Source organism: Streptomyces sp. WZ-12 (assembly GCF_028898845.1).
Taxonomy (GTDB): domain Bacteria; phylum Actinomycetota; class Actinomycetes; order Streptomycetales; family Streptomycetaceae; genus Streptomyces.
Window position 1 is genome coordinate 8,366,838 of the sequence record NZ_CP118574.1, and the last position, 13,060, is coordinate 8,379,897.

12 protein-coding genes and 1 pseudogene are annotated in these 13,060 nt (G+C 68.3%); 9 read left to right on the forward strand and 4 right to left on the reverse strand.

From position 1 onward, the window contains the following. The first annotated feature begins 49 nt into the window (after nt 1-49). The 5 genes from PV796_RS36690 (at nt 50) to PV796_RS36710 (ending at nt 3,530) form a co-directional block, all read left to right on the forward strand. Complete coding sequence (locus tag PV796_RS36690; RefSeq protein WP_274918071.1) at nt 50-469, forward strand: MarR family winged helix-turn-helix transcriptional regulator; 420 nt, start codon at nt 50-52, stop codon at nt 467-469. A gap of 89 nt (nt 470-558) precedes the next feature. Further along, entirely contained in the window at nt 559-858 is a 300-nt protein-coding gene (locus PV796_RS36695; protein WP_274918072.1) for an ArsR/SmtB family transcription factor, read from the forward strand. Beyond that, entirely contained in the window at nt 855-1,247 is a 393-nt protein-coding gene (locus tag PV796_RS36700; RefSeq protein WP_274918073.1) for a VOC family protein, read from the forward strand. Before PV796_RS36695 ends, PV796_RS36700 begins: the two co-directional genes overlap by 4 nt. Nucleotides 1,248-1,692: 445 nt before the next feature. Then, on the forward strand, nt 1,693-1,902 hold the full coding sequence (locus PV796_RS36705) for a cold-shock protein (protein ID WP_016571134.1): 210 nt from the start codon (nt 1,693-1,695) through the stop codon (nt 1,900-1,902). A 548-nt stretch (nt 1,903-2,450) separates the two neighbouring features. Next, complete coding sequence (locus PV796_RS36710) at nt 2,451-3,530, forward strand: serine hydrolase domain-containing protein (RefSeq protein WP_274918074.1); 1,080 nt, start codon at nt 2,451-2,453, stop codon at nt 3,528-3,530. Between the two features lie 169 nt (nt 3,531-3,699). Here PV796_RS36710 and PV796_RS36715 read toward each other — a convergent pair whose 3' ends face one another. The 3 genes and pseudogenes from PV796_RS36715 to PV796_RS42490 all read right to left on the reverse strand — a co-directional run. Continuing rightward, nucleotides 3,700-4,467, reverse strand: a complete 768-nt coding sequence (locus PV796_RS36715; protein ID WP_274918075.1) for a class I SAM-dependent methyltransferase — start codon at nt 4,465-4,467, stop codon at nt 3,700-3,702. A 176-nt stretch (nt 4,468-4,643) separates the two neighbouring features. Beyond that, nucleotides 4,644-5,183 (reverse strand): hypothetical protein, encoded by a 540-nt coding sequence (locus PV796_RS36720; RefSeq protein WP_274918076.1) that lies wholly within the window; start codon nt 5,181-5,183, stop codon nt 4,644-4,646. 45 nt (nt 5,184-5,228) lie between these two features. Then, nucleotides 5,229-5,429: pseudogene (locus tag PV796_RS42490) on the reverse strand (TetR family transcriptional regulator); the annotation flags it as partial. A 197-nt stretch (nt 5,430-5,626) separates the two neighbouring features. On the opposite strand from PV796_RS42490, the gene PV796_RS36725 reads away from it, so the two are divergent. Next, nucleotides 5,627-6,481 (forward strand): hypothetical protein, encoded by an 855-nt coding sequence (locus tag PV796_RS36725; RefSeq protein ID WP_274918077.1) that lies wholly within the window; start codon nt 5,627-5,629, stop codon nt 6,479-6,481. 992 nt (nt 6,482-7,473) lie between these two features. After that, nucleotides 7,474-8,220, forward strand: a complete 747-nt coding sequence (locus tag PV796_RS36730; protein ID WP_274918078.1) for a phosphotransferase family protein — start codon at nt 7,474-7,476, stop codon at nt 8,218-8,220. A 420-nt stretch (nt 8,221-8,640) separates the two neighbouring features. Here the strand turns inward: PV796_RS36730 and PV796_RS36735 are convergent, their stop codons facing one another. Continuing rightward, nucleotides 8,641-9,279, reverse strand: coding sequence for a DUF4232 domain-containing protein (locus tag PV796_RS36735; protein WP_274918079.1), 639 nt, complete (start codon nt 9,277-9,279; stop codon nt 8,641-8,643). 745 nt (nt 9,280-10,024) lie between these two features. Between PV796_RS36735 and PV796_RS36740 the strand changes: the two genes are divergently transcribed. Next, entirely contained in the window at nt 10,025-11,551 is a 1,527-nt protein-coding gene (locus PV796_RS36740; protein WP_274918080.1) for a Re/Si-specific NAD(P)(+) transhydrogenase subunit alpha, read from the forward strand. Between the two features lies 1 nt (nt 11,552). After that, nucleotides 11,553-12,971, forward strand: coding sequence for a Re/Si-specific NAD(P)(+) transhydrogenase subunit beta (pntB, locus tag PV796_RS36745; RefSeq protein WP_274918081.1), 1,419 nt, complete (start codon nt 11,553-11,555; stop codon nt 12,969-12,971). Nucleotides 12,972-13,060: the final 89 nt, after the last annotated feature.

Below are 13,060 nucleotides of genomic sequence, written 5' to 3' on the forward strand. Positions count from 1 at the left end.
GTCTTGCATGGTTAATATTAACCTCGCAAGACTCTGCTACGCTCGGATCATGGACGACGGACTGGCCGACTTGCTGCATCGCGTGGTGTTCCTGCTCGGGGAGGCCGCGCGGCAACGCGGCGACGGCCCCGACGGTCTGAGTTACAGCCAGATGCGGTTGTTGGGAACGCTGGAGGACATTCAGCCGGTGACTCAGCACCAGCTGGCGCAGGCGCTGTCGGTGTCCGATCCGGCGATCAGTCGGGCGCTGCGCCCGTTGGAAGCGGCCGGGCTCGTGCAGGTCCGCCCCGATCCCGAGCACGGGCGGCGACGGCTGGTCGGCATCACCGACGCCGGCCGCACGGCCTTCCACGACAACGGGAAACCGCTCTACGACGAGTTGCGCAACGCCCTGCTCGAAGCCGGCTTCCCGTACGAGCGATATCTGCGCGACACCGCCCTGCTGGCGCAACTTCTTGAGCCGTCCTGAATCCGTAGCCGTCCCGAATCGGTGGTCGTCGTGGCCATGTGGCGCACCGTGACTTGATAGGCAAGTGGCAACTTGCCTATGCTGTGGTTGTGGCCGAAGACCTGTTCAAAGCGCTGGCCGATCCCACTCGCCGCGTCATCCTCGACGAACTCGCGTGCCGGTCCGGGCAGACCCTGTTCGAGATCTGCTCGCGACTGACCATGAAGCATCAACTCAGCATCTCCCGCCAGGGAGTGTCTCAGCACCTCGCCGTGTTGGAGGCCGCGGGGTTGGTCGAGACGAGGCGGGAGGGGCGCTACAAGTTCCACGACCTGAACACGGCTCCGCTGCGGCAGATCGCCGAGCGATGGCCCCTACCCGACTCATCCGGACCGGAGAGCACCTCATGAAGATCCATCTGACTCAAGTCTTCGTCGACGACCAGGCCAAGGCGCTGCACTTCTACACCGAGATCCTCGGCTTCGTGAAGAAGCACGACGTCCCGGTGGGCGAGACGGACCGGTGGCTGACCGTCGTCTCGCCCGAGGCGCCCGACGGTGCCGAACTCCTCCTGGAGCCTCTTGGCCACCCGGCCGCCAGGACGTACCGCGACGCGCTCGTCGCGGACGGCATCCCGCTCGCCCAGTTCGCGGTCGACGACGTGCAGGCGGAGTACGAGCGCCTGCGCGGCCTCGGGGTCCGTTTCACTCAGGGGCCGCTGGAGATGGGCCCCGTCACCACCGCCGTCTTCGACGACACCTGCGGCAATCTGATCCAGATCGCCGCGCAGTCACGGTAGTTGGCCGAGGGCCCGGCACGGACCGCGCAGGCGGCAATCAAAGCACCTCGACGTTCCCGCCGGCTCAGCTCCGCCCGTTGACCCGAGCGAAAGGGCCCAGCCGCCCTCGCCGTGGCCTCCGCCTCGTCGACGTCCGCGTCGACCGACGAGACCTCTCCTTACGGCGTCGTCATGTCCTCGACGCCACGGCGGCCGGAGCTGTCCGCAGTTGACTGCGCGCAGGCCCGTAGGAAACCGCGGCAGCCTCTTTTGTCGGTGCTCTCCGCACGGGCAACGGCGGCCCCGGGCTCGACACCGACCGGCGGGACCGGAGCAGACCGGGCGACCGGCACGACGCGGCCGCCGACCGACACCACCGGCTCACCCCAAGAGGCCACAGGGTTCAGCGCGACACGGCCGGGGGAACATAGGTCGAGCACTGGACACTGAGCGTGAGGGAAATGGGATGGCCACAGGAACCGTGAAGTGGTTCAACGCGGACAAGGGATTTGGATTCATCTCCCAGGACGATGGCGGACCAGACGTCTTCGTGCACTTCTCCGCGATTCAGTCGCACGGGTTCAAGTCCCTCATGGACAACGACAGAGTCGAATACGACCTGGTGCAAGGAGCGAAAGGGCCGCAGGCCGAGAACGTCGTAGTCCTCGAACAGTAGCCACCCGCGACGCCCTGCACCGCGGACAGCAAGTCAACAACCCGGACGACGATGTCGGAGCCGGGACCGCCGGCCGGCCGCCTGACGACCCGGCCGGCGGTCGCACCGACCTCGCGGATCGCGACAGCGACTTCAAGCCAACGGGTACGTGACGGCAGCGAGCCCTTCGCCGATCGCGTCGGTCCGCTTCTCCTGGCCGTGGCCGCCCAGAACCGAGGACCTCACCGGAGCCAGACACCGACACGAAGAGAAGAAAAGGCCAACGGAGGAAGATCGTTGGCGATCGCGCGTGACGCAGATGTGCTCACGCCAGGCACGGGCTGGCTGCGCCCGACGGATGGTGTCGTATGAGGTTGGCCACACGAGGTTGGTTACACCAAGTCCTCGGACGACAGCTGACCGAATGTGCTTGGCCGACAGCCCACTTCTGGCGAAGGCTTGAAGACGGCGAGAATTCCGCGTGTTCGTGTCTGTGTACCGGGACCCACCAAGGGGGAGCTGTGGCAGGGAAGTTGCGCGCGAGAAGACTGACGGCTGTGTTGGGCGCGGTGACGGCGGCAGTGTTCGTGCTGCCGTCGTCGGCGTCCGCCCAGCCGGCCGGTGACCACGCCGCCGTGCGGGCGGCATTGGGTCAGTTCCAGGCGGCCGGGGGTCCCGGGGCCGGGATCCTCGCCGGCAACGGCACCGACTCCTGGACCTACTCCGTCGGTACGGCCGTCATCAACACGAACACGCCCATCCGGCCGGCCGATCACTACCGCATCGGGAGCCAGACCAAGAGCTTCACCGCGGCGGTGGTGATGCAACTCGTCGACGAGGGCAAGGTCTCCCTCGACGCACCGATCGAGAAGTACCTGCCCGGAGTGGTCGACGGCAACGGCTACGACGGGAACACCATCACGGTGCGGCAACTGCTGCAGCACACCAGCGGAATCCCGACCAACACCACAACGGCCCCGGAGGCCAACCCGGACGGCACCTACACCCTGACCGCACTGGTACGGGACGGGCTCAAGCATTCCCCGGCCGCGGCGCCGGGCGCGGAGTGGCACTACTCCAACACCAATTACGAAATCCTCGGCCTGCTCATCGAGAAGGTCACCGGTTCGCCGGTGGCGCAGGTGATCACGAGCCGGATCATCCAGCCGCTCCATCTCACCCAGACCACGTTCCCCGCCGCAGGCAACCGCGCCGTGGCCGAACCGGCCGTGCACGGGTACAACGGCGTACGCATCGGCCCGTTCTTCTTCTGGACGGACGTACTGACGGCATTCGAGCCGTCCGTCTACAGCACCGCGGGCGCGATCATCTCCACGGAACAGGACATCAGCACCTTCTACCAGGCGCTGATCGGCGGCAAGGTGGTGTCACCGGCGAGCCTGGCCGAGATGAAGAAGGCGCGGGACATCGCCCCCGGCCTCGGCTACGGACTCGGTCTGATCAAGCACCCGCTGCCCTGCGGCGGTGTGGCCTGGGGACACGACGGCGAGGTGACGGGCTACTACACGCAGACCATGGTCACCGAAGACGGCCGCCACGCCGCCGTGGTGACCAACGCGCTCACCCCTCTCAGCAACCCCGTCCAACCGTTGTACAAGCTCCTCGACACGGCGCTGTGCGAGAAGTGAGCGCCGCTGCGCGCCTCACGGCGCGCTGAACCTGACATCCCAGACCGGGGCCGTCTGCGGACAGGCGGCCCCGGCCCGGCGGGGCGTTCAGTGCTGGTGGGAAATGACGTCCAAGGTGCCGCCGGGCCCGTCGAGTCGTCATTCAAGGGGTTCTGCCCTCAGTTGCTTCCTACTCGGCCGAGCCGGTAGCCGGGGGCACGGGCATCTCCAGAACGAAGAACAGGAAGCACATTTTGGTCGAGAGGCCGTGGAAGTCGTCGGGGTACAGCTCGCGGCCGGCCGGATCGGGCCGGGGCTCGCTGATGACGGCCAGGCGGAAGCCGGCCGCGGTGAAGGCGTCGGTCATCGCGTGCAGTGGCCTGCGCCAGAAGGTCATCGGGGCGGACCGTCCCACCAGGGTGGCCCAGTCGTCGGTGTAGCTGGTGGTCGCGGAATAGTCGGGCCGAGGGTCCTGGATCGCGTAGTCCACGAAGGGGTGTTGCACCGACGCGATCAGTCGGCCGCCGGGCCTGAGCACCCTCCGCATCTCGGCCAGCGTCGGCCCCCAGTCTTCCAGGTAGTGCAGCACCAGCGACGCGAGGACAGCGTCGAACGCACCGTTGGCGAACGGCAGCGGGTCGCTCAGGTCGGCCACGTGCAGGGCCGCGTCGGCCCCCAGCCGCCGCCGCGCCAGCTCCACCATCCCGGCGCTGGAGTCGATGCCGGTGACGAGGGCACCCCGATCGCGTAACGCGGCGAGCAGGGGGCCGGAGCCGCAGCCGGCGTCGAGGATCCGGCGGCCGGCCACGTCCCCGGCGAGGGACAGCATCGCGGGCCGCTCGTAATAGGCGTTCAGGAGGCTGGTCTCGTTCAGGGCCGAGTACGCCTCGGCGAAACTGTCATAGTCGTTAACCTGGGCCGGAGGTGCGGGCTGGGCATGGCTTTCGGCGTTGGGCATGTTGCGGCCTCCGTCGTGTCATCACGGCCTGTCGCACGGACGTCGTCCCGGTGAGCGACGTCGATTCGGTACGCCCCGGTTCCGGCGCCGTCGTCCGGGAACTCGCCGACGAAAGCGCCAGCGCTTCGAGGTGGGCCGTTGGGGACCGTCAGCCTGCACACCGGTCGAGGGAAGGCTCACCGTGAGCCTCCGTCCAGGGAGGGGGCGGGTGTGGCGCAGTGGGACACGGTGGTGGCCCAGGCCGGTGATTCCAGGCACAGGGTGGGTTGATCGACCCCGGCGTCGTCGCGGACGGCTGCGCCGTGCCTGGCCAGTTCGGGTGCGATGGCCGCCCAGCGCTCGCGTAACGAGGTGCCGGCGGCCGGGAGTTCCCACGCGCGCTCGGTGACCAGCACGCCCATCGCGTTCAGCTGCGGCCCGATCGCGTCGATGGCCGGGCGGATCGACATGACCCTGGTGCGGGTGTCGAACTCGGCGAACTGGCCCTGCTCCTGGCCGTGTTGCAGGTTGTCCAGCAGCGGGGCGAGGCTGTCGCCGTAGACCGACGCGTGGAGTGGCAGAAGCCGGGAGCGGCGGTCCTCGTCGGTGAAGTTCATCGCGTTCGCCACCAGCCCCTTGACCCGCTCGCGGTGACTTCCGACGTATGCGACATTGGCCTGGATGTACGCCCACAACTCATCGGCAGGCATGGGCACTTGGCGCGCTCGCGCGGTCATGAACTCCGTCCCTTGCTTCGTGATCACGGCGAGGACCTCATGGACCAACGCATCACGCGTGGCGAAGTGGTAGATGACCGCCTGCTTGGTGATCCCCGCCCGCCGCGCGATCCCAGTCAGCGACGCATGCGTGCCACGTCTCGGTCTACCGGCACAGCGGAGGCCGCATCGGGAGCAGCCGAATCCCTCGTCGGGACGGTACTGCTGCCGGGGCGTGTGCCCTTCCGAGGCCCGAGAGAGGTTCACGAGCGTCCTGCCGGAGTTCAGTTGGACCGAAGAGTCGCACGCGACGTCCCTACACCGCGCGCCTAGCCCCTTCTGCCGGGCCAATCTTGTCTAATGTTCCGATACGTCAGCATTATTCCGAAATGCACCTATCGGTGTCATTTTGGCGGCATCACTTGGCTCGCTCGCTTTGCATATCGAGAAGGGTTACGAGCTCCATGAAGTCCTCCCGCATCTCCCCCGCCTCACACACCTCCCTGCGCGCCATCTGCACCGCCGCCGCGCTCGCCGCGGCCATGGCCGTACCGACCACGGCGTTCGCCGCGGGCACACCGGGGCAGCAGGGTCGGCCCGCGCCCGCCGGCACCGCGCACACCACACCCCAGGCGCCGGCCAAGAACAGGGTCAGGGCCGTCGGCATCGGCGGCGGCATGGAGGCCGTGATCCACAACGGGGTCTGCGACCTCCAGGCGGTCGGCAGCGGCAAGCCGTTCATGACCCTGAAGAAGGGTCAGAGCTACACCAAGGGCATCCGCGTCCACTTCGACGGCACCCATGTCAATGCCAAGGCGCAGGGCGCAAGCCGCCATGGCAGGGTCAAGCCGGAGCCGGCCCGTACGGTCACCCTGGCCAACGGCGCACGGGCCATCGTGCAGAAGGTCAACGGCAGTTACACGGCGAAGATCCAGGTCAAGAACAAGCAGATCGCCACCCTCAGCTCGACCCGTCGGTCCGTCACGCACGAGGGCGTGCGCTACACGGTGAACCCCACGTACGGGAAGGTGACGGTCCAGCGCCTGACGAAGCGTCAGCAAATCCGCGGGACGCAGCGCCGCGTGATCCACCTGAAGGCGCAGTCGAAGCGCCTGCCGCAGCGTCACGTGCAGGCGCCGGTGACGAGCTACGCTCAGCCCCCGGTGGCAGGTCAGGCACAGGCGCCGCTGACGGGCCAGGCACAGGCGCCGGTCTACGGCGGCTGGCCAGGCCACCGGACGAACCACCCCGCGGGTGGGGCACAGGCAGGCGCCGTTGCCATGTCATTCTCGGCCGCGGGTGCCGGCGCGGTCCGCTGAGAGAACGGTCCCGGATGACCAGCACGGCGCCGAACCGCTGTTGTGGGCCCTGGGACGGGATCGTGGCTTCGTCGCCTCCGTCATCTCCGCGCTGGGGACGTTGTCGTCCGCTGTGCCGCTGGTCATGACTCAAGGCACCAGGCGGCTCGACAACGCTGGCCTCGCCATCCGCCACGGGCGGCCCCGGACAGGCGGGAAGACAACCGGCACTCAACACGCCAGTAGGAAAGGCCCGGTGAACACCGGGCCTTTCCTGCTGAGTAGCGGGGGCAGGACGTGAACCGGCGACCTCTGGGTTGTGAGCCCGGCGAGCTACCGAGCTGTTCCACCCCGCGACCCGGGGAACAGTACGACGCCGATGCGGATCGGCCGAAGCGGCTTCCGCTCACGCCGAAGGGCCTTCCCGCCGTGCTGCGCAAGGCGCTTGGCTACGTCATCCAGGCGTGCGTCGAGATCGGTCAAGTGCCTTCTCCGGTCCGAGCCGAGGGAGTTGAGTGGGATGCTGACCAGGCCCAGCCGTCCCCCCGGTGGCCCAGCGCAGTGTTGCCTGGTTCATGATGCTGTGCCGGGCCACGACGTCGAAGGTCGCGTCCAGGCCAAGCCCCGAACGGCCCACAGGCGGGCGCCGTGTGGTGACTTGGCTGCTGCCAACTCGTTGGCAAACCATGACGAACACACATCGAACGCTCGCCGGTCTCGCTCTCGCGACGCTGCTTCTCGGCCCCATGTCGGCACAGGCCGTGGCAGATCCACAGGACGACACCCCCCTTCAGCCCCACCTCATGGTGCCGCTGAGCGGCCTCCTCACGGACCGTGGCGTCCCGGTCAATTGGAGCATCCTCGGGACCGGCCTCTGACCCAGTGGTGGACTTGACCTGGTCAGAGGTCGGTGTCGCGGGCGAGGCCGTCGGGTATCGGGACGCGGTCAGCCGCGTCATCGCGCGCGATAAACCCGGCGACGTCGGCGATCATCCCCGGGATACTGGTCGCCCATGGATGAGGTCAAAGTCGTTATCGCCCATTCCGAGCGCGCGACCCTGCGCGTCGGCGACGTGTTCTTGAAGGTGGACGCCGATCGGGCGCGCATTGACGTCGAGGTCGAGGCGATGTTCCTCGCGCCGGTCCCGACCCCGGAGGTCCTGTGGCGCAAGCCGCCCGTGCTCGCGCTCGCCGCACTTCCGGGGACGACCCTTGGGCGCCTCGGCGGGCCGTCGACCGGGTCGTCGGCGGCGTGGGCCGCGGCGGGCGCCGCCATCCGAAAGCTGCACGACGCGCCGTTGCCGCCGCTGCCCGGCCGGGCCGGTCGGAGCATCGTCGCGCTGGCGGCGGAACTCGACGACGAGTGCGAGTTGCTCGTGACGAACGGCCTCCTGCCCGCCGACCTGGTCACCCACAACCGCCAAGTCGCCGAGGCCGCACTCCGGCCGTGGAATCCGGCGTTCACGCACGGCGACCTGCAGATCGCGCACGTCTTCGTCGACCGCGACGTGGTCACCGGCATCATCGACTGGTCCGAGGCGGGCCAGGGTGATGCCCTGTACGACCTCGCCACCTTCACGCTCGGACACGAGGAGCACCTCGACGACGTCCTCGCCGGCTATGGCGCCGACATCGACCTCGACGTGATCCACGCGTGGTGGTCGTTGCGAAGCCTGCTGGCGGTTCGCTGGCTGATCGAGCACGGCTTCGACCCGTTCGCGCCGGGCTGTGAGGTCGACGTGCTGAGATCCCGGATGTGAGGCTGCGCGGGCCCGACTGCTACGCATGCGCTCTGACGCATCGAGCCGGCCATCTCCTGGGCTGATCGCCGCCCTTACTCTCGGCGAAGTACGGTGCGCGGTCGTCGCCAGCAGATGACGGCGCAGCCAGGGGTGACGAAAGCGTGCGGTCGGGGTTGTTCGCGGCTGCGGATCACCTTCAGCGTGCCTGCGGAGAAGTAGCCTGGCCCAGGGCTGAGATGCCCTGAGCCACCCGGTCAACTGCACTCCGACCGTGCGTCGATGTCAGTCCGAGCCGAAGAGTCCCACGCCCCATCCCAGCGTAGTGCCGTACGCAACGGCGGAGTTGTGTCCTGGCGATGAAGACGAACAAGTCGGCCAGGCCGACTTCCACCGCTCTTGCCCCGGCAGTGGCGCCGCCGGCGGTCTTGCTACGGCCGGTCAGCGCTCTTCGAAGACCGGGGTGACCTCCAGCTTCCCCTTGTCCGTGTCGCTCACCGGCAGGTTGACTGCGACCGGGACGGTGACGTGGTGCGTCTCATTCGGCGGGGTGACCACGAGGGCGGTGCCGCGGACGCCCGAGCCGCCGGTGTTGTTGATCGGGTAGGCGATGTTGGCGGTGGCCCTCTTCCCCGCCTTGAGGGTGAACGGCGTGCCCACTTCCTGCTTGTTGCGGTCCACCGACTGGGTGCCGTAGTTGGTCTTCATGTCGACGCCCGGGAACCCGTCCATCCGGCAGTTACCGCCGGTGTTCGTGAACGTGATGAGGATATCGCCCAGACCTTCGCGGGCCTCGCCCTGGTTCTTCGCCGTGATGCGCAGATTTGCGGTGCGGCACGTCGACATCTTCGAGGGCGTGGAGGAGGCGTGCGAGCCATTCCCGGACGACGACCCGGACCCGCTGGAGGGGTTGGTCGACGATCCGCTGGACGAGTCCGAGGACGGCGCCGCGGCTGAGGGGGAGCCGCCCTTGCTGTTCGAGTCCGAGGAGTCGCTCGGCCCGCACGCGGTGAGCGCGGCGGAGGCGGCCAGTCCGACGGCGGTGGCGGTAACGGCCCTGCGGACGGATATGCGGTGCATGGTGTGCTCCTCGGTAGCTGCGGACGTGGTGCCCGGCGCAGTGGGTGTCCGTTGTCGATCCTCTCGCCCCCGGACGGCGGTCAGTATTCCAGCCAGGCGCTGTTGTCCTGCTAACTCCTGGCTAACGCCCGGCCCGTCGAAGACCGTCCTGACGCCCCGTCACCCTCGGCGCAGCCGCGCAGCCGCACAGCCGCACTGGCCACGACCGCGCGATCGCCCGGGGTGCAGGGCTCGAACCCTGACGCCTGCGCCGCGCGTCGCTCCTCCCTGGCTTCCCGCGTACCTTCGGAACGGTGCCGGACCGGCTGCGGGCCTTCACGTCATCTCCCCACATCATTTGCAAACGGCGTTCCCGAAATCAGCCCGGAAAGGGGCTTTTTGAGTCGATCGCGCATCCGCCACTCAGCCGCGACGGCAGTGCATGTGGTCCGGGGGAGTCCAGGCCAGCGACCCAGGTGACCACCTGGTGTTCCAACGTCGCCCACTCGCCCGCGTGGTGGAGATGGGAACCCGGAGGCCGGGCCGGCGGCTTCCGTGGTGAGTGTCAATCAAAATCGCGCCGAAATCTGCGTAGTTGGTCAAGACCGTCGATGTGGGATGGATCACGGCGGGCGCACTATCGGGCGAGGGGGCGGCGGCCTGATTCTGATCTCGTGTGTCGTCCACCGCCGGCGCTTAAAACGCGGTCCTAAGTCAAGGCGGGTAACGGTCCGTTGAGCGCAACAACAGCGAACGGAGAACACTCGTGAGTGTCGGAGTCCTCAAGGAAGCGCGGGCGGGGGAGAATCGCGTCTCGGCCACGCCGTCGACGATCGAGTCGATTCGCAAGCTGGGGTACGACGTGATCGTCGACTCCGGCGCGGGCGTCGCGGCCGGCTTCACCGACGACGCCTACCAGGCCGCCGGTGCGCGCATCGGCGAAGCGAGCGCCGCAGACGTGGTGTTGGGGGTCAACGCCCCGAGTCCGTCGCAGTTGGACCGGGTACGGCCGGAGGCAACGGTGATCGCGCTGTTCGCGCCGGCGTTCGACCCCGCGATGGTCGAGGAGCTGGGCCGCCGGCCGTTCACGGCGCTGTCGATGGACGCCGTACCGCGCATCAGCCGGGCGCAGTCGATGGACGTGCTGTCGTCGATGGCGAACATCGCCGGATACCGGGCCGTGGTCGAGGCGGCGCACGAGTTCGGGCGGTTCTTCACCGGCCAGGTGACGGCGGCCGGCAAGGTTCCGCCGGCGAAGGTGCTCGTCGCGGGCGCCGGCGTCGCGGGGCTGGCGGCTGTCGGGGCGTCGGGCTCGCTCGGCGCGATCGTGCGGGCGACCGACCCGCGGCCCGAAGTGGCCGACCAGGTAAGGTCGTTGGGGGGTGAGTACCTGTCGATCGAGTCCCCGGAGGCCGAGGTCTCGGCGACGGGTTACGCCAAGGAGATGGGCGACGACTACAAGGCGCGCGAGGTCGAGCTCTACCGCGCGCAGTGCCGCGAGGTCGACATCGTCATCACCACCGCGCTGATCCCCGGGCGTCCCGCTCCGACGCTGATCACCGCGGAGATGGTGGCCGCTATGAAGCCGGGATCGGTGATCGTGGACATGGCGGCCGCCAACGGCGGCAACGTGGTGGGCACGGTGGCGGGGGAGAAGGTCGTCACGGAGAACGGCGTGACGATCATCGGCTACACCGATCTGGCGGGCCGACTGCCTGCGCAGGCTTCGCAGATGTACGGCACGAACCTGGTGAACCTGCTGAAGCTGATGACACCGGGCAAGGACGCGTCGTTGGTGTTGGACTGGGACGATCCGGTGCAGCGCTCGATCACCGTCGTGCGCGAGGGCGAGTTGGCGTGGCCGCCCCCACCGGTCAAGGTCTCGGCGGTCCCGGTCCCGGCACCCGTGACCGCGACGGTGCCGGCGAAGCCCAAGAAGGCGCCGATGACGGCGGCGCGACGTTTCGGTGCCGTGGCGCTGGGCGCGCTGGCACTGTTCCTCACCGCGGGGTTCGCACCGGCTGCTCTCCTGCCCCACGTGACGGTCTTCGTGCTCGCGATCGTGATCGGCTACTACGTGATCGGCCACGTACACCACGCCCTGCACACGCCGCTGATGTCGGTGACGAACGCGATCTCGGGGATCGTCGTCGTCGGCGCGCTGCTACAGATCGGTCACTCAGGCACTGCGGTCACGGCACTGTCGTTCCTGGCGATCCTGCTGGCCAGTATCAATGTCTTCGGCGGCTTCGCGGTGACGCGTCGCATGCTCGCCATGTTCAACCGGAGCTGACATGTCTGCGACCCTCGCCGCACAAGCGGCCTACCTCGTTGCCGCGTTGCTGTTCATTCTGGCGCTGGCAGGACTCTCCAAGCACGAGTCGGCGCGGCTCGGCAACGCGTTCGGCATGCTCGGCATGGGCGTCGCGCTGGTCGCGACGATCGTGCTCGCGGCCGCCGACGGCATCAACGCCGCCGCCCTCGGCCTGATGCTCCTGGCGATGCTGATCGGCGCGCTGATCGGCCTGCAGCGTGCCCGTGGCGTCGAGATGACCGGCATGCCCGAACTGATCGCGCTGCTGCACTCCTTCGTCGGTCTGGCGGCCGTGCTGGTGAGCTGGAACGGCTTCCTGAACGTCGAGAACCACCCGCAAGCACACGAGACCGCCGCCTTGGAGGCGCTCGGCACGCTGGGCATCCACCACGCCGAGGTGTTCATCGGCGTGTTCATCGGCGCGGTGACGTTCACCGGCTCGATCGTGGCGAACCTGAAGCTCGCGGCGAAGATCAACTCCAAGCCGCTGGTGCTGCCGGGCAAGAACGCCCTGAACCTCGGCGCGTTGGGCCTGTTCGTCGCCCTGACCGTGTGGTTCGTGATCTCGCCGGAGCCGTGGCTGCTGATCACGGTGACCGTCCTGGCGCTGGCGCTGGGCTGGCATTTGGTGGCCTCGATCGGCGGCGGTGACATGCCGGTCGTGGTCTCGATGCTCAACAGCTACTCCGGCTGGGCCGCCGCGGCATCGGGCTTCCTGCTCGGCAACGACCTGCTGATCGTCACCGGCGCGCTGGTCGGCTCGTCTGGTGCCTATCTGAGCTACATCATGTGCAAGGCGATGAACCGCTCCTTCCTCGCGGTCATCGCCGGCGGCTTCGGCATCGAGTCGACGTCGGGCTCGGACGTCGACTACGGCGAGCACACGGAGATCACCGCCGAGGGCGCCGCCGAACTGCTCGGCGCGGCCCGGTCCGTGGTGATCACACCCGGGTACGGCATGGCCGTGGCGCAGGCGCAGTACCCGGTCGCGGAGCTCACTACGAAGCTGCGTGCGAAGGGCGTCAACGTGCGGTTCGGCATCCACCCGGTCGCCGGCCGACTGCCCGGCCACATGAACGTGCTGCTGGCCGAGGCCAAGGTGCCGTACGACATCGTGCTGGAAATGGACGAGATCAACGACGACTTCACCGAGACCGACGTCGTCCTCGTGATCGGCGCCAACGACACGGTCAACCCGGCCGGCGCCGAGGACCCCAGCAGCCCGATCGCCGGCATGCCGGTGCTCACCGTCTGGGAGGCCAACAAGGTCATCGTGTTCAAGCGCTCAATGGCCTCCGGATACGCGGGCGTACAGAACCCGCTCTTCTTCCGCGAGAACACCTCCATGCTCTTCGGCGACGCGAAGGACCGGATCGAGGACATCGTCGGCGCACTCTGAGGTCCGCTGCTGAGCCTCCTCCAGCCCAACTGCCCGCCGGGCATGGGCGTGATCCGTGCCTAGCCTCGTTGCCGGGACTCCATCGTCAC

Bases quoted from the DNA above. Each gene is read 5' to 3' on its own strand.
- PV796_RS36725 (WP_274918077.1), top strand. From the start codon at position 5,627: ATGAAGTCCTCCCGCATCTCCCCCGCCTCACACACCTCCCTGCGCGCC.
- PV796_RS36715 (WP_274918075.1), bottom strand. From the start codon at position 4,467: ATGCCCAACGCCGAAAGCCATGCCCAGCCCGCACCTCCGGCCCAGGTT.
- PV796_RS36690 (WP_274918071.1), top strand. From the start codon at position 50: ATGGACGACGGACTGGCCGACTTGCTGCATCGCGTGGTGTTCCTGCTC.
- PV796_RS36700 (WP_274918073.1), top strand. From the start codon at position 855: ATGAAGATCCATCTGACTCAAGTCTTCGTCGACGACCAGGCCAAGGCG.
- PV796_RS36720 (WP_274918076.1), bottom strand. From the start codon at position 5,183: ATGACCGCGCGAGCGCGCCAAGTGCCCATGCCTGCCGATGAGTTGTGG.
- pntB (WP_274918081.1), top strand. From the start codon at position 11,553: ATGTCTGCGACCCTCGCCGCACAAGCGGCCTACCTCGTTGCCGCGTTG.
- PV796_RS36730 (WP_274918078.1), top strand. From the start codon at position 7,474: ATGGATGAGGTCAAAGTCGTTATCGCCCATTCCGAGCGCGCGACCCTG.
- PV796_RS36705 (WP_016571134.1), top strand. From the start codon at position 1,693: ATGGCCACAGGAACCGTGAAGTGGTTCAACGCGGACAAGGGATTTGGA.
- PV796_RS36735 (WP_274918079.1), bottom strand. From the start codon at position 9,279: ATGCACCGCATATCCGTCCGCAGGGCCGTTACCGCCACCGCCGTCGGA.